This window comes from Lysobacter rhizosphaerae, from assembly GCF_054779795.1.
In genome coordinates this window covers 39,559-60,884 of sequence record NZ_BAAGXO010000002.1, presented here as the reverse complement: position 1 = coordinate 60,884, position 21,326 = coordinate 39,559, and the positions used below count along the sequence as shown (strand labels likewise).

At 64.4% G+C, this 21,326-nt stretch carries 19 protein-coding genes and 1 tRNA gene; 12 read left to right on the top strand and 8 right to left on the bottom strand.

Annotated features, from left to right (window positions below; genetic code table 11):
• Positions 1 to 217 precede the first annotated feature (217 nt).
• The 4 genes from serC (at position 218) to aroA (ending at position 5,074) form a co-directional block, all read left to right on the top strand.
• The gene (serC, locus tag ACYVGE_RS04355; protein WP_460727428.1) at positions 218 to 1,303 is read left to right on the top strand and encodes a 3-phosphoserine/phosphohydroxythreonine transaminase; all 1,086 of its coding nucleotides are present in this window, start codon (positions 218 to 220) and stop codon (positions 1,301 to 1,303) included.
• Positions 1,304 to 1,446: 143 nt separating this feature from the next.
• The gene (gene pheA, locus ACYVGE_RS04350) at positions 1,447 to 2,622 is read left to right on the top strand and encodes a prephenate dehydratase (RefSeq protein WP_460727426.1); all 1,176 of its coding nucleotides are present in this window, start codon (positions 1,447 to 1,449) and stop codon (positions 2,620 to 2,622) included.
• Positions 2,622 to 3,761, top strand: coding sequence for a histidinol-phosphate transaminase (gene hisC, locus ACYVGE_RS04345; protein ID WP_460727424.1), 1,140 nt, complete (start codon positions 2,622 to 2,624; stop codon positions 3,759 to 3,761). The genes pheA and hisC overlap by 1 nt, the downstream gene beginning before the upstream one ends.
• A complete protein-coding gene (gene aroA, locus ACYVGE_RS04340; RefSeq protein WP_460727422.1) occupies positions 3,758 to 5,074 on the top strand; it encodes a 3-phosphoshikimate 1-carboxyvinyltransferase in 1,317 nt (438 codons plus the stop codon). Before hisC ends, aroA begins: the two co-directional genes overlap by 4 nt.
• A 15-nt stretch (positions 5,075 to 5,089) precedes the next feature.
• Here aroA and ACYVGE_RS04335 read toward each other — a convergent pair whose 3' ends face one another.
• Positions 5,090 to 5,725, bottom strand: coding sequence for an energy transducer TonB (locus tag ACYVGE_RS04335; RefSeq protein ID WP_460727420.1), 636 nt, complete (start codon positions 5,723 to 5,725; stop codon positions 5,090 to 5,092).
• Positions 5,726 to 5,843: 118 nt separating this feature from the next.
• Here ACYVGE_RS04335 and serS point away from each other — a divergent pair, with 118 nt between their 5' ends.
• Complete coding sequence (gene serS / locus ACYVGE_RS04330; protein ID WP_460727678.1) at positions 5,844 to 7,136, top strand: serine--tRNA ligase; 1,293 nt, start codon at positions 5,844 to 5,846, stop codon at positions 7,134 to 7,136.
• Between the two features lie 107 nt (positions 7,137 to 7,243).
• Here the strand turns inward: serS and ACYVGE_RS04325 are convergent, their stop codons facing one another.
• Complete coding sequence (locus tag ACYVGE_RS04325; protein ID WP_460727418.1) at positions 7,244 to 7,825, bottom strand: FMN-dependent NADH-azoreductase; 582 nt, start codon at positions 7,823 to 7,825, stop codon at positions 7,244 to 7,246.
• Positions 7,826 to 7,940: 115 nt separating this feature from the next.
• Here ACYVGE_RS04325 and ACYVGE_RS04320 point away from each other — a divergent pair, with 115 nt between their 5' ends.
• Positions 7,941 to 8,963 carry a LysR family transcriptional regulator gene (locus ACYVGE_RS04320; protein ID WP_460727416.1) on the top strand — a complete coding sequence of 341 codons (1,023 nt, stop codon included), beginning with the start codon at positions 7,941 to 7,943 and terminating at the stop codon, positions 8,961 to 8,963.
• Positions 8,964 to 9,007: 44 nt separating this feature from the next.
• Positions 9,008 to 9,097: transfer RNA gene (locus ACYVGE_RS04315), tRNA-Ser, on the top strand.
• A 163-nt stretch (positions 9,098 to 9,260) separates the two neighbouring features.
• On the opposite strand, the gene ACYVGE_RS04310 is transcribed toward ACYVGE_RS04315, so the two are convergent.
• On the bottom strand, positions 9,261 to 9,986 hold the full coding sequence (locus ACYVGE_RS04310) for a TorF family putative porin (protein ID WP_460727414.1): 726 nt from the start codon (positions 9,984 to 9,986) through the stop codon (positions 9,261 to 9,263).
• Positions 9,987 to 10,267: 281 nt separating this feature from the next.
• On the opposite strand from ACYVGE_RS04310, the gene ACYVGE_RS04305 reads away from it, so the two are divergent.
• Together ACYVGE_RS04305 and ACYVGE_RS04300 are read left to right on the top strand one after the other, a co-directional pair.
• The gene (locus tag ACYVGE_RS04305) at positions 10,268 to 12,016 is read left to right on the top strand and encodes a hypothetical protein (RefSeq protein ID WP_460727412.1); all 1,749 of its coding nucleotides are present in this window, start codon (positions 10,268 to 10,270) and stop codon (positions 12,014 to 12,016) included.
• A gap of 407 nt (positions 12,017 to 12,423) precedes the next feature.
• Positions 12,424 to 12,894 (top strand): Hsp20/alpha crystallin family protein, encoded by a 471-nt coding sequence (locus tag ACYVGE_RS04300; RefSeq protein WP_194931408.1) that lies wholly within the window; start codon positions 12,424 to 12,426, stop codon positions 12,892 to 12,894.
• A gap of 539 nt (positions 12,895 to 13,433) precedes the next feature.
• Here the strand turns inward: ACYVGE_RS04300 and ACYVGE_RS04295 are convergent.
• A complete protein-coding gene (locus ACYVGE_RS04295) occupies positions 13,434 to 14,192 on the bottom strand; it encodes a DUF72 domain-containing protein (RefSeq protein WP_460727410.1) in 759 nt (252 codons plus the stop codon).
• 124 nt (positions 14,193 to 14,316) lie between these two features.
• Here ACYVGE_RS04295 and ACYVGE_RS04290 point away from each other — a divergent pair, with 124 nt between their 5' ends.
• Entirely contained in the window at positions 14,317 to 15,312 is a 996-nt protein-coding gene (locus ACYVGE_RS04290; protein WP_460727408.1) for a magnesium transporter CorA family protein, read from the top strand.
• A 109-nt stretch (positions 15,313 to 15,421) separates the two neighbouring features.
• On the opposite strand, the gene ACYVGE_RS04285 is transcribed toward ACYVGE_RS04290, so the two are convergent.
• Positions 15,422 to 16,465: an SDR family oxidoreductase gene (locus tag ACYVGE_RS04285; protein ID WP_460727406.1), complete on the bottom strand. Its 1,044-nt coding sequence runs from the start codon at positions 16,463 to 16,465 to the stop codon at positions 15,422 to 15,424.
• A gap of 164 nt (positions 16,466 to 16,629) precedes the next feature.
• Positions 16,630 to 17,157, bottom strand: coding sequence for a hemerythrin domain-containing protein (locus ACYVGE_RS04280; RefSeq protein WP_460727404.1), 528 nt, complete (start codon positions 17,155 to 17,157; stop codon positions 16,630 to 16,632).
• Between the two features lie 206 nt (positions 17,158 to 17,363).
• Between ACYVGE_RS04280 and ACYVGE_RS04275 the strand changes: the two genes are divergently transcribed.
• Positions 17,364 to 17,552, top strand: coding sequence for a hypothetical protein (locus ACYVGE_RS04275; RefSeq protein WP_460727402.1), 189 nt, complete (start codon positions 17,364 to 17,366; stop codon positions 17,550 to 17,552).
• Positions 17,553 to 17,638: 86 nt separating this feature from the next.
• Positions 17,639 to 17,848 (top strand): hypothetical protein, encoded by a 210-nt coding sequence (locus tag ACYVGE_RS04270; RefSeq protein WP_460727400.1) that lies wholly within the window; start codon positions 17,639 to 17,641, stop codon positions 17,846 to 17,848.
• A gap of 956 nt (positions 17,849 to 18,804) precedes the next feature.
• Here ACYVGE_RS04270 and ACYVGE_RS04265 read toward each other — a convergent pair.
• Together ACYVGE_RS04265 and ACYVGE_RS04260 are read right to left on the bottom strand one after the other, a co-directional pair.
• Positions 18,805 to 18,999, bottom strand: coding sequence for a hypothetical protein (locus ACYVGE_RS04265; RefSeq protein WP_460727398.1), 195 nt, complete (start codon positions 18,997 to 18,999; stop codon positions 18,805 to 18,807).
• A 173-nt stretch (positions 19,000 to 19,172) separates the two neighbouring features.
• Positions 19,173 to 21,302: a catalase gene (locus ACYVGE_RS04260; protein ID WP_460727396.1), complete on the bottom strand. Its 2,130-nt coding sequence runs from the start codon at positions 21,300 to 21,302 to the stop codon at positions 19,173 to 19,175.
• Positions 21,303 to 21,326: the final 24 nt, after the last annotated feature.

The window sequence follows — 21,326 nt, the reverse complement described above, 5'->3', positions numbered from 1 at the left end:
GACAACTGTGGTTCGACTATATGTCCAGAGGGAATAAGTGGGCGAAAAGTTGCGCGCGCAACTCTTGATCCATGCGTGTTGCGCTGCGGCATACTAGAACGGCTGCACATACCCCCGCCTGGCCTGCCATCCCTCGCCTTGCCAATCCATTGGTTCGCCCATCCTGGAGCGAATCCCTGTGCCGCAAGAGACAACTTTCGCCAAGCCGAGGAGATCCATGTCACGCGTACACAATTTCAGCGCCGGTCCCGCCGCCCTTCCTGAGTCCGTCCTGCGCCAGGCGCAGGAGGAAATGCTCGACTGGCATGGCGTCGGCGCGTCCATCGTCGAGCTGAGCCATCGCGGCCCCGAGTTCATCCAGGTCGCCACCGAGGCCGAAGCCGACCTGCGCAGCCTGATGTCGATTCCCGACGACTACGCCGTGCTGTTCCTGGGCGGCGGTGCGACGACCGTGCAGGCGCTGCTGCCGCTCAACTTCGCCGCGCCGGGCCAGGCGGCTGACTATGTGCTGACCGGCCATTGGGGCAAGACCGCGATCAAGCAGGTCAAGCCGTATGTGGCCGCGAATGTCGCCGCCAGCAGCGAGGCCGATGGCTTCCGCAGCATTCCCGCGCGCGACACCTGGCAGTTTTCGAAGAATGCGGCCTACGTCCATGTCACCGCCAACGAGACCATCCATGGCGTTGAATTCCGCGACATCCCCGAGGTAGGCGACGTCCCGCTGTTTGCCGATTTCAGCTCGAGCATCGCCTCCGAGCCGGTGGACGTGTCGAAGTTCGGCGTGATCTACGCCGGCGCCCAGAAAAACCTCGGGCCGGTCGGCATCACCGTCGTGATCATCCGCCGCGACCTTCTCGAACGCGCCGGCCAGCCGCGCGCCGACATCCTCGATTACCGCTCGCACGTCAAGGGCGAATCGATGCTCAACACGCCGCCAAGCTGGAACTGGTACCTGCTCGGCCTCACCGTGAAGTGGATGCTGGCCGAAGGCGGCGTCGAGGAATTCGCCCGCCGCAGCGCGCGCAAGTCGGCGCTGCTGTACGAGGTGATCGACAGCTCCGGTGGGTTCTATCGCAACGAGGTCGACAAGGCCGTGCGTTCGCGCATGAACGTGCCGTTCTTCCTGCACGACGAGGCGCTGGACAAGGCTTTCCTCACGGAAGCGCAGGGCGCTGGCCTGATCTCCCTCAAGGGACACCGCGCGCTCGGCGGCATGCGCGCTTCGATCTACAACGCGATGTCGGAGGCCGGCGTGCAGGCATTGGCCGACTTCATGCGCGACTTCAGGCAAAGGCATGGGTGAGCGGCCGCGCATAGCCGATGCCCTATCGGCATCGGCTGCGGCCGCGAACGCCCGGCCATGGATGGCCGGGCCGGGCGATCCGGAGCCCGGGTTTATCGCCAGGGATGGCTATACGTAAGTAACCGGATGCGACCGAGGCACAGATGGCAAAGAAAGTCAGTACGCACACGAAACGCAGTCCGGCCAAGACCACCGGCCGCACCCGGGCGGCGGCGAAGCCGGAAACCGGCAAGAACGAACCCAAGCCCGACCTCGCCGAAGTCCGTGCGCACATCGACGGTATCGACCAGCGCATCCAGGCGCTGATCATCGAGCGCGCCAACTGGGCGCACCAGGTCGGCAAGGCCAAGGGCAAGCTCGCGGCGGCGGTGGACTACTACCGCCCCGAGCGCGAGGCACAGGTGCTGCGCCGCGTCGTCGACCGCAACGACGGTCCGCTGAACGACGAGGTGCTGGTGCGCCTGTTCCGCGAAATCATGTCGGCCTGCCTGGCCCAGCAGGAGCCGTTGAAGATCGGCTTCCTCGGTCCGGAGGGCACGCACTCGCAGCAGGCGGTCTACAAGCACTTCGGCCATTCGATCCATGGCCTGCCGCTGTCCAGCATCGAGGAAGTATTCCAGGAAGTGGAAGCCGGCCATGCCGATTTCGGCGTGGTTCCGGTGGAGAATTCCACGCAGGGCACGATCCAGTCGACGCTCGACATGTTCCTCACCTCGAGCCTTAGGATCTGCGGCGAGGTCGAGTTGCGTGTTCACCAGCACCTGCTTTCGCGCGCAGGCCGTCTGGAGGACATCGAACGCGTCTATTCGCATCCGCAGTCGTTCGCGCAGTGCAAGGCCTGGCTGCGGCAGTACCTGCCGAAAGCCGAGAAGATCGCAGTGACGAGCAACGCGGACGCCGCCAAGCGGGCGCGCAACGCCGACGATGCGGCGGCCATCGCCGGCATCAGTGCCGCGACCGTCTATGGCCTCAAGTCGCTGGCCGGCCCCATCGAGGACCGGCCCGACAACACCACTCGCTTCCTGGTGCTCGGCCGCGAGCTGTTCCCGCCGTCGGGCAACGACCGCACCTCGCTCCTCGTCTTCATCAAGGACCAGCCAGGCGCGCTCTACCACGTGCTGGCTCCCTTCGCGAAGCACGGCCTGAGCATGAACCGCATCGAGTCGCGCCCCGGCCATACCGGCCTGTGGCAGTACGCCTTCTTCATCGACATCACCGGCCATGCGCAGGAAGACGCGATGCGTCGCGCGCTGGACGAGGTCGAGGCGTTCGCACAGGAGGTGAAGGTGCTGGGCTCCTATCCGGTGGCGATTGCGTGATGGCTGAAGCAATGCATGACGAAGCCTGGTTCGCCGCCCGCGCATCGCGCGGCGTGCAGGGCCTGCGCGCCTATGATCCGGGCCACGATCTGGTCGCGTTCCGGCGCAAGTTCGGCGAGGACAACCTGGTCGAGCTGGGCTCCAACGAGAACCCCTACGGTCCATCGCCAGCCGCGCGCGTGGCGATCCTCGACCAGTTGCATTCGCTGCACCGCTATCCGGATCCCCTTGGCCTCGACCTGAAGCGGGCACTGGCGGTGAAGCATGGCATCGACGTCGGCCAGATCCTGCTCGGCAACGGCTCGCACGAGCTGTTGATGCAACTGGCGCAGGTCTTCGCGGGCGAGGGTGAGGAGGTCGTGTATTCGCGCTATGGCTTTGCCGTGTTCGCGCTGGCGACGCAGTGCGCAGGCGCAGATGCACGGGTGGTCGCGGCGCTGCCGCGCGATCACGCGGCCATGCCGCTCGGTCACGACCTCGACGCGATCGCGGCGGCGATCACGCCGGCCACCAAGCTGGTGTATGTCGCCAACCCCAACAATCCGACCGGGACCTGGTTCGGACGCGATGCGCTCGAAGCCTTCGTTGCCCGCATTCCGGACCACGTCATCGTGGTCTTCGACGAGGCGTATGCGGAGATGGCGGATGCTCCGGACTACGCCAGCGCGCTGCCACTGCTGGCGCGGCATTCCAACCTCGTGGTGACCCGGACCTTCAGCAAGGCATACGGCCTGGCCGGCCTCCGCGTCGGCTACCTGCTCGCTGCCCCCGGTCTGGTTGCGGTGATGGAACGCGTGCGCGAGAGCTTCAACGTCAATGGCCCCGCACTCGCCGCGTGCGAGGCGGTGCTGGATGATGCGGCCCACCTGCAGTGGTCGTTGGAGTGCAATGCGGTCGAGCGTGTCCGGCTCAGCCAGGCATTGCAGCAGCGCGGCCTGCGCGTGTTTCCGTCGCAGACGAATTTCGTCCTGGTCGAATTCGGCGCGAACACGGCGCTCTTTGAAGCGGCCCTGATCGCGCAGGGTGTCGTGTTGCGTCCGATGGCCGGCTACGGCCTCGGCGACTGCCTGCGCATCACCATCGGCACGCACGACGAGAACCAGCGCCTGCTGGCGGCACTCGACACGGTGCTGGGATGAACCGCGAAGCGCCTGCCGGACAATGGATCGCATCCCCTGGAACTGCGCTCCGCGGCAACGTGCGCGTCCCCGGCGACAAGTCGATTTCGCATCGCGCGGTCATGTTCGCCGCGATCGCCGAAGGAACCACGCATGTCCGCGGCTTCCTCGAGGGCGAGGATACCCGCGCCACTGCGCGCGTATTCGCGCAGTTGGGGGTGCGCATCGAGGCGCCCAATGACGGTGAAAGGATCGTGCATGGCGTCGGCCTGCATGGACTGCAGGGCACCCCCGCGTCGCTGGACTGCGGCAACGCCGGAACCGGCATGCGCCTGCTGGCCGGCCTGCTGGCGGCACAGGCGTTCGACAGCACGCTGGTCGGCGATGAATCACTGTCGAAGCGGCCGATGGGTCGGGTCATCGATCCCCTCGCGGCGATGGGCGCGCAGATCGACAGCGCACCGGGCGGACTGCCGCCGCTACGCATCCATGGTGGCGCTCGCCTGCACGGCATCGAAACCGCCACGCCGGTGGCCAGCGCGCAGGTGAAGTCGGCATTACTGCTCGCGGGGCTGTACGCCGACGGTGAAACCGTCGTGCGCGAGCCGCACCCGACGCGTGATTACACGGAGCGCATGCTGGCCGCCTTCGGTTGGCCGGTCGATTTCGCGCCGGGTATCGCGCGCCTGCCTGGGGGACATCGCCTTTCCGCGATCGACATTGATGTACCCGCTGATTTTTCCTCGGCTGCATTCTTCATCGTGGCGGCCACGCTCGTTCCCGGATCCGAAGTGCGACTCGAAGCCGTGGGCATGAACCCGCGCCGCACCGGCCTGCTGGCCGCCTTGCGGGCGATGGGTGCCGATATCCGCGAGGAAAACCGGCAGGAACAGGGTGGTGAACCCGTGGCGGACCTGCTCGTGCGCCATGCGCCATTGCGCGGCATCGACGTGCCTGTGGAAATCGTGCCGGACATGATCGATGAGTTCCCGATCCTGTTCGTCGCCGCCGCGTGCGCACAAGGCCGCACCGTCGTGCGGGGTGCCGCCGAATTGCGGGTCAAGGAATCCGATCGGATCGCGTCGATGGCCGCGGGCCTGCGTGCGCTCGGCATCGCCATCGAGGAAGCGCCCGACGGTGCCGTGATCGAAGGCGGACGCCTGACCGGCGGTGTTGTCGAAAGCCACGGCGACCATCGCATCGCCATGAGCTTCGCCGTCGCCGCCCAGCTGGCAAGCGGCGACGTGCGCATCAATGATGTCGCCAACGTCGCGACCTCATTCCCCGGCTTCGACACCCTCGCGCGTACCGCAGGCATGAACCTGCGCGAGTGACGGGTTCGCCCGCCATCAATTCTCGAAACTGATCGGCACCTGCACCCGGCCCGTGGTGGGCCGGCCATCGGCCATCGCCGGACGGAAGCGCCAGCGCCGCACCGCATCCAGGGCAGCACGGTCGAGCTGGCGCGATCCGCTGCTCCTGGCCACGTCGACGTCCGTTGGCACGCCATCCGCGCCAATTTCCACGCTGACCATTACCGTGCCGCGCTCGCCGTTGCGCAGGGCCTGCGCCGGATACTTCGGCGAGGGCGTGGAAATCGCCTGTGGTTGCGCTGTGGCCACCGCCGCGGCAGGGGGCGCCGGTGGTGCGGGGGCGGCAGGCGGAGGCGGCGGCGCGGTTTCCACCAGACGGGGTTGCTGCTCGTCCCCGCGTTGCGACGGGGCCGGTGCCGGCACGTCGCTGACCTCATCCGAGCCCGCCGCCGCGGGGGCAGGCAGCGGCGCGTACTGCGGACTGGCCGCCGTGGGCGCTGCCGGGCCGGCGCGGTAGAAGTCGCTGTTGCTGTTGCTCCGCCAGACCAGCAGGAACAGCAGTAGCCCGAGTACGAACGCGCCCAGCACCCAGAGCAGGGCCCGGCGGGACGGACGCCAGGCCGCGAAGTCGAAGCGATGAGGCGGTTGCGACGCGGAAGGGCTATGGGTCATGGGGCAGCGGACAAGGGGGACGGTCCGATGGTGACGGGACGCTTGTTAATAATTGGGCAACCGGCGCAACAAGCCTGCGATAATCGCGAGCTTCGTCACCTTTGCCGCCACGCCCGCCATGCTCGACCCGACCCTGCTGCGCCAGAACCCCGCCGAACTCGCTGCGCGCCTGCGCGAGACCCGCGGCTTCGAATTCGACGCCGCCGCGCTCGAGGCGCTGGAAAGCGAGCGCAAGCAGATCCAGATCCGCACCCAGGAGCTGCAGAACCTGCGCAACACGCGCAGCAAGGCGATCGGGCAGGCCAAGGCCAAGGGCGAGGACGTCTCGGCGTTGATGGCGGAGGTCGCCGGTTTCGGCGAGGAGCTGAAGGCTTCGGAGCACCGCCTCGAGGACATCCGCGCCCAGATCGAAGCGATCGCGCTCGTCATCCCGAACATCCCGCACGAATCGGTACCGCTCGGCCAGGACGAAGCCCATAACGCCGAACAGCATCGCTGGGGCACGCCGCGCGCGTTCGGCTTCGCGGTCAAGGACCACGTCGAACTCGGCGCGCGCAACGGCTGGCTCGATGGTGACACCGCCGCCAAGCTCAGCGGCGCCCGCTTCACCGTGCTGCGTGGGCAACTGGCGCGGCTGCACCGCGCGCTCGCACAGTTCATGCTCGACCTGCACACCGGCGAGCATGGTTACCAGGAAACCAACGTTCCGCTGCTGGTCAACGCGGATTCGATGCGCGGCACCGGCCAGCTGCCGAAGTTCGAGGACGACCTGTTCGCGACGACGGTGGGCGAGGGCGAGCATGCGCACAGGCGCTACCTGATCCCGACCTCGGAAGTGCCTCTTACCAACATCGTCCGCGACGAGATCGTCGAAGCCGACGCACTACCGCTGCGCATGACCGCGCATTCGATGTGCTTCCGCGCCGAAGCCGGCAGCCACGGCCGCGACACCCGCGGCATGATCCGCCAGCACCAGTTCGAGAAGGTCGAGCTGGTCTCGATCACGAAGCCGGAAGAGAGCTACGAAGAGCACGAGCGCATGACCCGCTGCGCCGAAGTCGTGCTGGAAAAGCTGGGCCTGCCGTACCGCCGCGTGCTGCTGTGCACCGGCGACATGGGGTTCGCCGCGACCAAGACCTTCGACCTGGAAGTCTGGTTGCCGTCGCAGGACACTTATCGCGAAATCTCCTCCTGCTCCAACTGCGAGTCCTTCCAGGCCCGCCGCATGCAGGCGCGCTGGCGCAATCCCGCCACCGGCAAGCCGGAACTGGCGCATACGCTCAATGGGTCGGGCGTCGCCGTGGGCCGCGCGCTGATCGCGGTGATGGAGAACTACCAGGAAGCGGATGGTTCGATCACGGTGCCTGAGGTGCTGCGCCCCTACATGGGCGGCGCCGAACGCATCGCCTAAACCGACTACCGCTGGAAAAAAAACGGGCCCGCAATGCGGGCCCGTCGCGTTTCCGGCGCAGGGGAGGGCGTGGAAACGCGTGACTGGAACGATCAAGCAGCCTCAGATCAGGCAGCTTCGCGCAACGGCGCCTGGATCGCGGCCTTCGCGCCTTCCAGCGCATCGGTGCGGTGCTGCGGCGAGTAGGCAACGCCTTCAGCGCGCACGAACTCGATGTCGGTGACGCCGAGGAAGCTGAACACCTGGCGCAGATAGGCTTCCTGGAAGTCCGCCGGGCTGCTGTCGCCGTACATGCCGCCGCGACCGCTGGCGATGACGAGGCGCTTGCCGTGCACCAGGCCTTCTGGGCCCTTCTCGGTGTAGTGGAACGTGCGGCCGGCCAGCGCGATGCGGTCGATCCATGCCTTCAGCGTCGAGGGCACGCTGAAGTTGTACATGGGCGCGCCGAGCACGATGACGTCGCTGTCGAGGAACTGCTGGAGCGTCTGTTCGCCGGCCTCGGCGATGGCCGGATCGACCTTGCTCAGGACCGGACCGGTCAGGTGGGGCAGCGGCTCGGCGTCGAGGTCGCGATAGGTGACCGACAGGCCAGGTACGGCCTCCTGCCAGCGTGCGACGATGGTAGAGGTAAGCTCGCGGGTGACGGAGCCGGCGCCCGTGGCGGCGGAATCGATATGCAGCAGTTTCATGGAAATCTCCGGATAGGTACGGCCAGGGCCGCGTTGGGGCGTACTTTCCGCTGTTGCATGAGTAGGATAAAGCTGGTTTAATATCACTGACTGTTCTGATTGCAGGATAATCGCCATGCAGGACCTCAACGACCTCTATTACTTCGCCGCCGTGGTCGACCATCAGGGTTTCGCCGCCGCGGAACGCGCGCTGGGTATCCCCAAGTCGCGCCTGAGCCGCCGCATCAGCCAGCTCGAGACCGACCTGGGCGTGCGCCTGCTGCAGCGTTCGACGCGCCGCTTCGCCGTGACCGAAGTTGGGCACAGCGTGTATCGCCATGCGCAATCAATGCTGGCCGAGGCACAGGCCGCGCGCGAAGTCGTCGACCGCCTCAGCGCGGAACCGCGCGGCGTGATCCGCGTGAGCGTGCCGGTGGGAATGGCGCAGCAGCAGATGCCCAAGCTGCTGCCGGAATTCCTGGCCAAGTACCCGCAGGTGCGCGTGCAGCTGCACGTCAGCAACCGCCGCGTCGACATCATCAATGAAGGCGTCGATGTCGCCCTGCGCGTACGCAATCGCCTCGACGACGACGGCAGCCTGGTGATGCGCAACTTCGGCCAGATCCAGGAGCTGCTGGTCGCCAGCCCGGGCTACCTCAAGCGCATGGGACGTCCGGCCAACCCGGACGATCTCGCCCAGCACGTCACCCTCAGCATGAACGAGGACGAAGCCCACCAGCGCTGGGAACTGCACGGCCCCAACGGCGAAGTGCGCCGCGTCGAACTCAAGCCGCGCGTGGCCGGCTTCGACTTCCCGATGTTGATGGCGCTGGCGACGCAGGGCGTGGGCATCACCATGCTCCCGGAAACCGTATGCGCCGAAGCCGTGCGCAGTGGCGAGCTGGAAGTCGTGCTGCCACAGTGGCGCCTGCCGCAGGGCATCTTCCATGCAGTGTTCGCGTCGCGCCGCGGCCTGTTGCCGGCCGTACGGGTGTTCATCGACTTCCTGGCCGAACGCGTCCCGGGCCTGGTGGAATCGGCGCGGCTGCAGTGCGGCGATATTCCGGGTCCGTGCCCGGACGGGGTAAAGAAGGGCGCACACGCCGCCAAGGAAAAGGCAGCAGGCAAATCGCGCGAGCCCACCGTCGAGCCGGCGTGAGAGAATGCGCGCCCCGCGGCTCGCCCCGGGGCAAGCAGCACTACGGAAGCGTGGCCGAGCGGTTTAAGGCACCGGTCTTGAAAACCGGCGATGGGGAGACCCATCCGTGAGTTCGAATCTCACCGCTTCCGCCACGGCTAATTCCAACTATTTGATATGAAAGCAATTATGCTTTCACTTCTGTCGGGTTCCCTACGCAGATCCCAACAGCTTGATTGGCTCGCGCTCGAGCGAGATGTGCTACGTGACATCGCCGCGCATTGATCCGAGCTGTCGCTCGGGCTTGGTTGCGGGACGTCAGAAGCTGGCCTGCAATGCCGCTTCCACGCGCGAGCCCGCAAAGTCCTCGCCAAAAATCTGCTTTGCGTTCGAATCCGTGCCGTGTGCTGTCAAGCGCAGCTCGAACGGTGCCCTGAGCGCCCATATCGCACTCAGTTGCGCGTGCGAGTAGGTACGGTCGTACACGTCGTCCAGGAAGTAATGCGCGACCGCGCCCTCAACCCGCAGCGTGCCGGTGACCGGGAAGCGCGCCCCGAGCTGCGTGTACACGCCGGTGTCGCTGCTGCCGAGTGCTTCCGGCGAGTAGCCCACCGACAGCCAGTAGTTGTCGGCGTAGGTGACTGTTCCGTTCAATTCGGTCCAGTTGAGATCGACCGTGGTCGACGGATAGCCGTAGTACAGGACGTTGACGTCGACAGCCCAGTCGTTCGACAACTTTCTGCCCCAGCCGACGGTGAAGTCGAACTCACTGCTTGCGTGGGTTTCGGGTGCGAACTCGACGTTCGAACCCCAGATCGACATATACAGGCCGGTATTGCCGACCACCTTGAAGCCGGCCTGGACCGCCGGATCACCCTGCGTCTGCGTGCTGCCGCGCCAGACATAGTCGGTGGTCAGCGCAGCATTGCCGCTCACTTCGACCGCCTTGGCTTGGGAAGTCAGCGCCATCAGCCCGGCGACGGCGCAGATGGCTGTGGCCAGGGGCAGGCGCGCTTCGCGCGCACGAAGAATTTTCTGTTTCATCAACAGCTCGGAATTGTCGACGAGGCCCTCTTGGCCACGCTGAAATTTTCGGCAGATGAGGCGTAAAACCTCTATTCGCTCACCGGGAGGGCCGCGTCAATTGGACGTAAAGCTTCAGCTCTGAGCGGGAAACCGTCAGCTTTTGGCCGGAAGCGGACATGGCCAGAAGGCCACTGCGGTGAACTCGCGAGTGGCCGCTAACGACCCGAAGCAGACGTCAGGCATCCAGCCTCGCGCAACCCCGCCAGCCCGGACGTAAGATATCCAGGCAAGGGGGGAGCATGAAATCAGAACTGAAGTGGGGCGCCACGTTGCTGGCGCTGGGCTTGTGGCTGGGTGTTGTCCTGGGGGCGAACGCCTCGGAGGTCGATGCGTCGAAATGGGGGGTCTACCAGCGCCTGGCCGGTACGACGCGGCAACCCGAAGACAAGGGGGGCTATTGGATGCGCTGGCGCTGGAGCCAGGAAGGCACCGAGCTGCTGGAGGAATACATCAATCCGAACAAGGACAAGGACACGGCCGCCTATACCAATACGATCGTGCCCGGAGAGCGCACGGGCGAACTGTTGCTGACGTCGTCGGTCCTGGGCAACAAGCAATGGGCGGGTACGCTCCAGTCCGACGGAAGCGTCGTCTTTGTCGGCAAGGGATTGTTGAAGTGGGTCTATCACGTGGTGCTGACGCCGGACGGTGTGCTGGAGGTGCGTCGCGCCAAGGTGCGCGATGGTGCGCTGGTCTCCGACGACGCAGCCACGCCCTGGACACGCTACCCGCCGCCGAAGACGGATTCCCCCGCGGAGGCTGCGTATGCGGTGACGTCGCCAGCGCCTGCACCCCCCGCATCGACGGCGTCTTCAGCGGCCCCGGTCGAGACCGCGACCCCGGTCGTGCCCGTCAGCAGCGAAAGCCCGGCGGATCGGGCGAGACGCCTCTTCGGTCCGATGGCGGCGTTGGCGGGACAGGCCTTCGTTTACCACTACACCACGGCGTCGTTTGATCTCGCCGAAGACGGCGGAGTCTTCATCCTGCACGGCTTCTGGGGCACGGCGCGCTTGCGCGAAGGGCCGGATGGCAGTCTTCAGTTCCTCGAACTTCCAGAGCGGACCAGCCGCGCGATCGCGCATCTGGAGAGCGATGGCGCGTTGGTGATGGAGCTGACGTATCCAGGCAGCCTCCGGGTCCAGGGCGGCACACTTCGCCATACGCTCAGGGCCATGCCCGATCGGCCCGGCTTCAACGACGAGCAGGACTGGAAGAATGGCGGAATGCGACTTGGCGGTCGCAGTTACTCTTACTTTGACTCTGGGGAGTACTACCCCGACACCGAGGCGAACCGGAGCGAGCAGAAGCTGATGGCCGCCGAAGAGCAGGTGAGGGATGAACGCAGGCGTGCGGAGCGCGAGGCGGAGGATGCCGCCATGTTCAATGCCGTCATGGGTGGGCTGCAGCAGGGCGTAGACGAGGCGCAGTACGCGCAGGCGCAGGCCGATGCGCGGCAGGAAGAAATGCAGGCGCAGTTGCGTCATATCGAGGAACAACAGACGCAATTGCGGGAGGCGCGGGATGCGCAGGAGCGCGAGGCCGCACAACCGGTGACCTATGCGAGCGCCGCAACGACGGCGCCGCCCAGCTCGCCCACGCCACAGGCGGCGACGACGTACCGTTCACTGTCCGGGTCGGGCACGGGATCGTGGGAGCACGCTTCGGGTCCGTCCACCCTGCGCAGCGAATCGCAGGCGGGAGGCGAGGCGTCGACGCGCAATGACCCCAACACCTGCCTCACGCCGCCTGAGGCCAGCCCGCACCGCTGCGGCGACAAGACGGGGACCAAGGCGATAGTGGCTAACCAGTGCGACTACCCGGTCGACGTACGCATTTGCTTCATGACTGACCGCGGCTGGAACTGCCAAGCCAACTACGGCCTCAACCCAGGCCGCACGTGGGAACCGGGCTGGTGCAACGCGATCAACGATCAAGTCTTCCATTCGGTGCGCTATAGCGACAGCAAGGACCCGTTGCAGAATCCGTGATACTCCGAAGCCCTCGCCACCGGCCAAGTCGTTGGCGAGGGACCATTTCGGGGCTTTCTGATTCCGATGCCTTTACACGGGACGGATTACCTGCCCGCCACTGAGTCATCTGAGCCGAAGCGACTCGTTCCGGAGGACCACATCGATGGCCCGGGAGCCAAGTCACGAATGTCCGTTTCTGGCCGATAGCGGTCGCTGTTACTGGCTTGCACCTAGCAGGCAGCGAACGACCGCTAACGACCCATAGCGGACATTCCTGCGGGTGCGATTTTTATGCATTTTTGACGACCCTTAAGAATCGCCAACGGACCGTCTCCCCCCGCTTGAAAAGACGCGTCGGCGCGCTATTTTTCGGGCCGGATGGGACCTACCACATCCGGAGATCAACGCTTAATTGGAGAGATGCGATGAATCAGATGGCTCGCTTTCCGCAGTGGGGCGGACAGGGAACCACAGACCCAGTCCGCCAAATCATCGATCGCCTTTTTGAAGGCAACTTTTTGCAAGGCGGCTCCAGGGACGAATCGTCAGTCGTGACAAGCCAATGGATTCCGTTAGTAGACATCAAGGAAGAGCAGGACCGCTTCATCCTCTATGCCGATATTCCCGGCGTGGACCCCAAGAACATCGATGTGCAGATGGATAGGGGATTGCTCACTATCAAAGGAGAGCGTACGAGCGAGATCGACGAAAGCGAACGCTTCTCCCGCATCGAGCGCCAACACGGCAGCTTCCATCGCCGTTTTGCGCTCCCCGATAGCGCGGACCCTGAAGGGATTACGGCGACCGGTCACAACGGCGTGTTGCAGATCATGATCCCGAAGCGTCCCGAGACCACCCCTCGCCGCATCCAGGTGGGATCAACCTTCAACAACTGATCTAGTAGCGCCCCGCAGAGGCGGGGCGCTTTCTTTTACCTCAATGCTGGTGGGAGCCTATGGACCGACTGACTGAGGAAGCGCTTTGCGATTTGCAGGCTCAGGTTCTTGTCCTTCGGATGGCACTACGGGCTTTGATTCGTACGCATCCCGATCCGGACGCCTGCTTGGCTGCATGGCGTACGACAGTTTCGGATATTGCGTCCGGTCCTGCCGTGTTGCCCGTGTACGCTCGTGGCAGCGAATACGTCACCGAGAGGTGCTATGCGTTTGCTGAGGATTGGACAGCCGAGTTGGTCGAACACGCGGTTGCACGCAAGGGCAATTAGGTGCGTCTCCATGCGCCAGGAGAGGCCGGATGACGGCGTGGATGTCCGCTTCTGGCCAGAAGCGGACCGCCTTGCCTGTGCCGGGATCCATCGCCCGGAGATTTGATCCGGCCACGAGCGAGGCCGCGCCGCTCACCGCGGGGTCGGGAAACAGCCGCCAGGGCGCGCTGCGCGGCCCCTGCCTTCAGGATGACGATGGAGGGGCCTTCATCATGCAACACGTGTTCCTTTCTTACCTGGGTCGGCTGCCTTGAGCAGCTCTTGAAAGCGAGCTGCATTGGTGACGGCAAAGTCATGCGCGGTATTGTCGAAAATGACCCACGGCGCAATTGGCGCCGTTCTGCTCTGGTGGACCTCAACCGCCAGTGCGCTCAGGGCCTCCTCGGAGTAGGCGCTGTAGTACATGCGCGGAGAGCCGTGCCAGCGCCAGTAGGGCCAATAGGGCGTTAAGTTGGGGCTGTCACCTCCCTCCAGTGCGGGATCTGCTGCCACCCGACTAATCTCGAAGCGTTCAAACAATGGCTCGGCCCGTGCCGTGAACCAGCTTGCATGGCGTGGCTCGAACACCAGTGGCGCATTACTGCGGTTTCGAAATGCCCGGAAGAATGCTGAAGCCGTGCGCAAGTCCAACGCGAAGCTGGGCGGCAATTGGAGCAGGAATCCGCCCAACTTGTTACCCAGACCCTCGACTTCGCCGAGGAACTGATCGAGCAGCGGGCCAGAATCCCGAAGGGCCAGTTCATGTGAGATCGCACGCGGCAGCTTGACGGAGAAGCGAAAATTTCGGGGCACAGATGAGGCCCAGCGCGCATATGTCTTGGTCTGATGCGGACGATAGAACGATGAGTTGACCTCCACCACTGAGAAGCGGGAGGCGTAGCGTGCGAGCATGCTGGCTCCATCGCCAAGCAGCCGGGCATGCTGGCGTGATACAGACCAACCGGCACAACCTACCCTGACTTGACGCATGTGGTCTGCAACCCGCGCTGAATAGCATCCAGTATCCAACGCGCCCGTTAGGCGCTAGCGAAAAGCGATGGCATCCCGGCCAACCTTCACGTTCGCCAGACGGCACCGGTCGTACACGGAAGCAATGCCCAATTCGAATCCCCAGCGCGCGACAACCCGCTGCCAAGCGCGACTCTTCGTCGCGGATGCGCCGGACAGCGAAGTGGCCTGTGCGGAACTCGCGCGTGTCGCACCCAGCGATGACCAGTTGCTATGGGTTGACCTGGTCAATCCCGACCAGGCGATGCTCGAACAGACCTGGGACGGGTGCGGGCTGCCCGAGGCAGCGCGCGAGTTCCTCGATGCGGGCACGTCGCCCGAAGTGCAGAAGGAAGCGGAGTGGTTCTGGCTGCGCGTGGTCGCGGTAGTCGACTCCCGGATCGATGACATCAAGGGCACGGTATTGTCCATCATTGCCAACGGGCACGTCGTCGTGAGCATCCACCAGCAGGAAATCGAGTTCATTGAAACCCTGCGCGGGCGCGAGGACCGGCATTCAAGCATCGGGCAGATGAGTACCGACAGCTTCGTCGCATCGCTTCTCGACTGGCAGCTGTCGACTTACTTCGATGCCGTATCGGATTTCGAGATCGGCGTGGAGCGCCTGGAAGTGCAGATCCTGACCGAGAAGGCCAGGCAATCGCTCACCGAGCTGCAACGGCTGCGCAAGGCTGCCTCGCGCCTGCGGCGGATGCTCGCGCCGCATCGCAGAGTCTTCGGCGCGCTGTCCCGCCCAGACTTTCGCCCGGACGAAAGCCGTGAGGCGGAGCGCAATTTCGGCGCACTCGATACCCGCTACGAGCGGGCCATGGACATGGTCGAGAACGCGCGCGACCTGGTGATTGGCAGCTTCGAGTTGTTCAGCAACCAGACCGCGCTCGACGTCAATCGCACTATGAAGATCCTCACCTTTGCGACCGTGGTCATCGGCCTGCTCGCCACCATCGCCGGTACTCTGGGCATGAATTTCGATGCGTCGTTTTTCAAGGCTCGCGATACCGGGTTCTGGATCGCGGTCGGTGGCATGGCGACCCTGGGACTGGCGAGTCTGGCGGTAAGTCGATGGTTCAAATGGCTGTAACCATGTGGCCTTCCCATCTGCGTTCTCCAGGCATCTCGTTGAAATTGGCACGCGCCATCTCCATCGATGAGCTTTGTGGTCCGCCCCCTGCAGACAATGCAAGTCCATTTCAGCCGTGCGGCCCACCCATCACCGGCAGGATCACGCCGCTGACATAGGAAGAGCACACGGGCGAGGCCAGGAACACGAACGCCGGCGAGATCTCCTCGGGCTGGGCCGGGCGGCCCATGTCGCTGTCCTCGCCGAACTTCGCGACTTTCTCCGCGGGCGCATCAGCGGGATTGAACGGTGTCCATACCGGGCCGGGGGCGACGCAGTTCACGCGGATGCCGCGCTCTAGCAGATTGCTGGCCAGCGCCTTGGTGAAAGCGTGGATCGCGCCTTTGGTCGCGGAGTAATCGAGCAGGTGCTTGCTGCCAAAAATCCCGGTCTCCGAGCCGGTGTTGATGATCGCGGCTCCTTTTTGCATGTGCGGCACGGCGGCGCGCGCCATCTGAATGTAGCCGGCGATGTTGGTCTGCAGAGTCTCCTGCAAATGCGCGTCGGTAATGTCCTCTAGCCGGGCGCTATGCTGCTGGAACGCGGCGTTGTTGACCAGCACGTCCAGCCGTCCGAACGCCTCCAAGGTCTTTGCCACCGCTTCCTCGCAGTAACGCGGGTCTCGCACGTCGCCCGCGAGCAGCACGCACTGGCGGCCCTCGGCTTCCACGTGCGCCTTGGTCGCCTGCGCATCGATGTGCTCACTGAGGTAGGCGATGGCGACGTCGGCGCCTTCGCGCGCGAACAGTACCGCCACCGCGCGGCCGATGCCGGAGTCACCGCCGGTAACCAGCGCAGCCATGCCTTCGAGCTTGCCGCTGCCGCGGTACGCGGACGCGAGGAAGCGTGGCGCTTCCTTCAACGCGTGCTCGTTGCCGGGCTTGCGCAGGTGCTGTGCGGGCATCGGGTTCTCGGGCTGCTCGGCGACGCCGGCCTGCACAGGCTGCTTCTTTTTCGGTTTTGTTTCCACGCCTTCGCGCGCATCGCGGCGGTCGACGCGGGCCTGGATCGCCTGTTGCCGCTGCACGGTGGCGCGGATCGCGTCGGCGTGGGGCAGCTTGCCGTTGCCGCGGGAGGTTGCGCCGGATGACTGGGAGGAAGGTGCGCGTGCCATGAGGACTCCTTCGCGCGAAGAACGCCGCGCGTTCGGGGCGACGATGGTCCCATCGGTCACGGCAAGGCCGCGTCAACCAAATGCAGCGGTCGCTCCGCATCGCGCATCCCCTACATGCAAATGCGGGATGAATGGCAGGCCGACTAGCGTGACGGACGTGCGGATCACCTCGTGCCTGTCAGCGATCTGACTACTCCCTTGACCCCGGCCTTGGCCTTTTCGGCGGCGACTAGATTGGCCGCGGTGTCCGACTGTTTCCAGGTCTCGTAGTCTTCGTCCAACTGCGCCCGTTCCTCTGACGAGAAGAGTTCTCGCGCCATCTTGAACATCGTCTTCTCTTCTTCCTTGGCGTGATGGTCAATGAACTCGCCGAAAACTTTCGTGCGGCCCGCGAATTCAGGCGTGCCAGGGTCGGCTGCATGGACTTCAGGAATGACCGAAGTCTCGACGGCATGATGTTCGGCCAACGCCTCGGCATGGGTCTGCAGACCGTCACGATCGGCGCGTTCCTTGAATGCGGGATAGAACACCTTCTCCTCCCACTTCGCGTGCGGGATCAGATTGGCTTCGATCTTCTCCAGCAAGCCTTCGCGCGTCTTCACTCCGCGATCCGTGGTGTCTTTCAATTCGTCAAACAGCCCGCGCAGCGTGTCGTGTTCGGCCTTGAGGGTTTGCAGGATGTCGCGTGCCATGATGGACCTCGCTTACCGGTGAGTTCTTTAAGACTCTCATGCAGTGAGTGCAGGTCGCGTATACAGATGCCGGCGAATCCATCTAGCTGAATCGTTAACTCGTACCATTCAATGAATAGCGATGAATAACTAACTCCTTACGACATACGCGGCATTGTTTATGCACCGACATATCGTCGGGTACGGGTAATAGAGGAATAAGATCGATGCCTACCAATACCGGCAACAATCAGAATCGCGACAAGAGCAACGAGAGCCAAAAGGGAATGGGACGCGAGCAGGAACAGCGCCAAGCTGGCCGCAAGAACGATGACCAATCCCAACGCCAGAATAAGAGCAGCCCAGGCAACCAGAGTGAGCGCAGGCCGAGCGGAAGCCGCGACGAAGAGCTCTGATCCCTAACGACATAACAGCCCCGCGAAAGCGGGGCTTTGTGGAAGGTCGGAGCAACGGTGGTAGCTCGCTAGTCCTGGAGGCGCCAATGTTCTGGTATTACGTAATGTCACTTACCGCAAAGCAGTGGAACGTCGTCTTCGACGGTCAGAGCCGGCCCCTCGTCTACAGCTCTGAGGACGACGCAATGCTGGCGGCGCTAAGGGCGGCCCGAGGCAGCTACACCAACCATGGCCAACCGACCGGCGTTCAACTGAGGGACGGCGACCACTGGGTCAAGGTCAAGGTATTCCACTAAGACCGAGGATGCCCCGGCCGGGGCACGTTCGCCAATGGGTGGGGGCCGCTTAGGGTCTTGTCGGGCGAGTGTAGGGATGTCCTCCTAAGACACGCAAAGACGTTGGTACCGAGCGAGCTGGGCCACCGCCCTGTGATGGGCGCGGGTGAGCGCTTGCGAGCTGAGCGACCATGCGCCCTGAACGGACGGCTGCCAGGGTCAAGTCCTTTACTGATGAGGCATTAAAATCGGGCTACACGCGTAGCGCGGGAGGCGATATGTTCTGGTACGACGTCGTGCCATTCAAAGCTAAGAAATGGGCCATCCTCATGGATAGCCAACGGCTTCCCCGTATCTACGACAGTAAGGACGAGGCCATGCGGGCTGCCGTGTGCGCTGCGGAGGACAACTATTGCAGGCATGGCATTGCATCCGGGGTCCGGGTCAGGGACAGCGCAGGTCAGCTTCGCGTCTTGGCCGGCGGCACGATGGGGCCGTCGAGTGGCCGACCGGCTTGGTCACAAACTACCGCCCCGGGGACCTTCTAAAAGGCTGTCCCATGATGAGTATTCAAGTCGATATCCAAATCGACGAGCTCGCTAACAAGATTCCGAGTCTGCTGGAGAAGTATCCAGAGGCTCCGAAGTTCCTTCGGGTTCTGGCGGGCCGAGCCAACATGATCGTAGAAACGGCGGCTCTACTGGGAGATGACGCGAAAGCGTCCGCGGAACAGAAGGTGGGCATGCTGGTGCTTAGGTACGCGCCAGTGATGCGAGTGGTCTCATCGAATCCAGAGCTGCCTCTGGACTAAAGCCGCGCTGCGAAACCGCTTCAGACGGGCAACCGGCTTCACATAAGGCGCACTCGCCACGCGCTAGATTCGCGCCGCCGGGAGTGCTTCCGGTGCGTCAAAACCCCGGCGCAGACGCCGCCTTGCCTGTGCCGGGGTTCAGCGCACGGAGATTTAATCCTCTGGATCAGGTCACGTTGTCGCGACAGGCTTCGCGCACCCTCTCGCGCACCTCGTCCCAGTGCGGACAATTGGCGCTGCGTAGTCGCTCCCACGCAGCCGCCAGATCGGGTTCAAGCGCTTCCCATGACCGTGGAGTGCCGCACTCGTCGCGGACGATCTGCAGGACAGCGACCATGAGTTCCTGCTCGCTCGAAGGCATAGCGGCCTCCCGGGTGCCAGCGGAACAAAAATCTACGCTTTCGGTATCTCGCGGCAACCCTAGGTGGGGGGCAGGTCCAGACCGTTCAGCCCCCCTATTGGATCGGGCTACCCGCCACCTCAAAAGGGGGCAACTTTAGCTGTAGGCATCCGCGGACGCCCCGCGTAAGACGCTTACGGCAATGTGCGTACCATGGGCTCGCGCTGCCACTGACGCGTCATGGCCGCTTTGATGAAGCGCTGGGGGTCGGAAGCGGAGATCACGCCGGCATCGACATCAATGCCGCCCGCATCCAGCACCGCACCCGCCCCGGCGTCGAACGCAATCGCCTTGAGGTGGCCATAGGCGTCGCGCACGAAATCCACTGCCGCCGCTTCCTGGCTCAGGCGCTGACCGGCGTCCTTCGACAACACTAGTGCCACCGCGTCGAATACGACTGACGGGGTGCCAGCGAGTTGGCCGTCGGCCGGTAGCTTCTTGCGACTGGATAGCAGCGCCCCACCGATCTTCGGCGCGACGATCTTGACCGCGGCGCCGGCGTCATCGGCGGCCTGGCGGAGGGCTGCCACGGAATTCGCATCAGAGCCGTCGTCGACGAGGATTCCGATCACGCGGCCCTGTAGCGTCTTCTTCATCTTGCCGATGATCTGCAGCGCGGGGGACGGCGGCATGTCGATCACCGGCACGGCGGGCTTGGGTGCGGGCGGCAGCTTGTCCATGCCCAGGCCTTCGGCGACGCGGCGTGCCAGGTCCGGGTCGACATTGCGCAGGTGGCCGACCATCGCATCGCGCACGTGCGGCGTCTCGACCTTCGACAGTTCGAACACCAGCGCGAACGCCATGTGCGCCTGCTCGATCTCGGTCTGGCTGCGGAAGAACAGCCGCGCCTGGCTGTAGTGGTCGGCGAAGGCTTCGAAGCGGATGCGACCCTTGGCGCCGTCGTCGGCCGGCTCAGCGAAGCTGCGGAAACCACTGGGCGTGGCACGCGCGGAAGTCGGGTCAAGCGTGCTCGGCTCATAGTTCACGCGACCGCGCGGGGTCTGCATCTGCATGTGGCCATCGCGCTGCTGGTTGGCGAAGGGGCACTTGGGGGCGTTGATCGGTAGCTGGTGGAAGTTGGGCCCGCCCAAGCGCAGCAGCTGGGTATCGAGGTAGGAGAACAGGCGGCCCTGCAGCAGCGGATCGTTGCTGAAGTCGATGCCGGGCACGATGTTGGCGGGGCAATACGCGACCTGCTCGGTCTCGGCAAAGAAGTTGTCGGGCCAACGGTCGAGCACCATGCGCCCGATCATCGTCAGCGGTACCGTTTCCTCGGGGATGAGCTTGGTCGAGTCGAGGTGGTCGAACGGGAAGGCCTCGGCGTCCCCCTCGGTGAACAGTTGCACGCCCAGATCCCACTCGGGGAAGTTGCCGGCCTGGATCGCCTCGAACAGATCGCGGCGATGGAAATCGTTGTCGGCGCCCTGCAGCTTCACCGCCTCGTCCCAGCAGGTGGACTGCAGTCCCAGGCGCGGGCGCCAGTGGAACTTGCAGAAGGTCGAGCGGCCCTTGGCATCAAGCAGTCGAAAGCTGTGAACGCCGAAGCCTTCGATCATGCGCAGCGAGCGCGGGATGGTGCGGTCGCTCATCGTCCACATGATCATGTGCAGCGCTTCGGGCGTAAGCGAGATGAAATCCCAGAAGGTGTCGTGCGCGGAGGCCGCCTGAGGGAAGCCGCGGTCGGGTTCCATCTTCACCGAGTGCACGACGTCGGGAAACTTGATCGCATCCTGGATGAAGAACACCGGGATGTTGTTGCCGACAAGGTCGAAATTGCCTTCCTGGGTGTAGAACTTCACCGCGAAGCCGCGCACGTCGCGCGGGGTATCGACCGAGCCGGGGCCACCCGCGACGGTGGAGAAGCGCGTGAACACTGGCGTGCGCTCGCCGACTTCGGTGAAGATCTTCGCAGTGGTGAACTTCGCAAGCGACTTCGTCAACTCGAAGTAGCCATGCGCGGCGGAACCTCGCGCATGGACGACGCGCTCGGGGATGCGCTCGTGATCGAAGTGAGTGATCTTCTCGCGGAGGACGAAGTCCTCCAGCAGCGTTGGCCCGCGCGGCGTGGCGCGCAGCGAGTTCTGATTGTCCGAGACCAGGATGCCCTGGTTGGTGGTCAGGGTCTCGTGCTCGCCGCCAACGAGCTGGTGCAGTTCATTGGCATTGCCGCGGGTTTCCGGCGCGGCGCTGGCGGGTTTGGTCGAGGTCTTGGTCTTTGTCCTGCTGGCCGGGGAAGTCTTGTGGGGATTCTTACGCACGGCCATGACGAGACACTCCGGAAAAGGGCG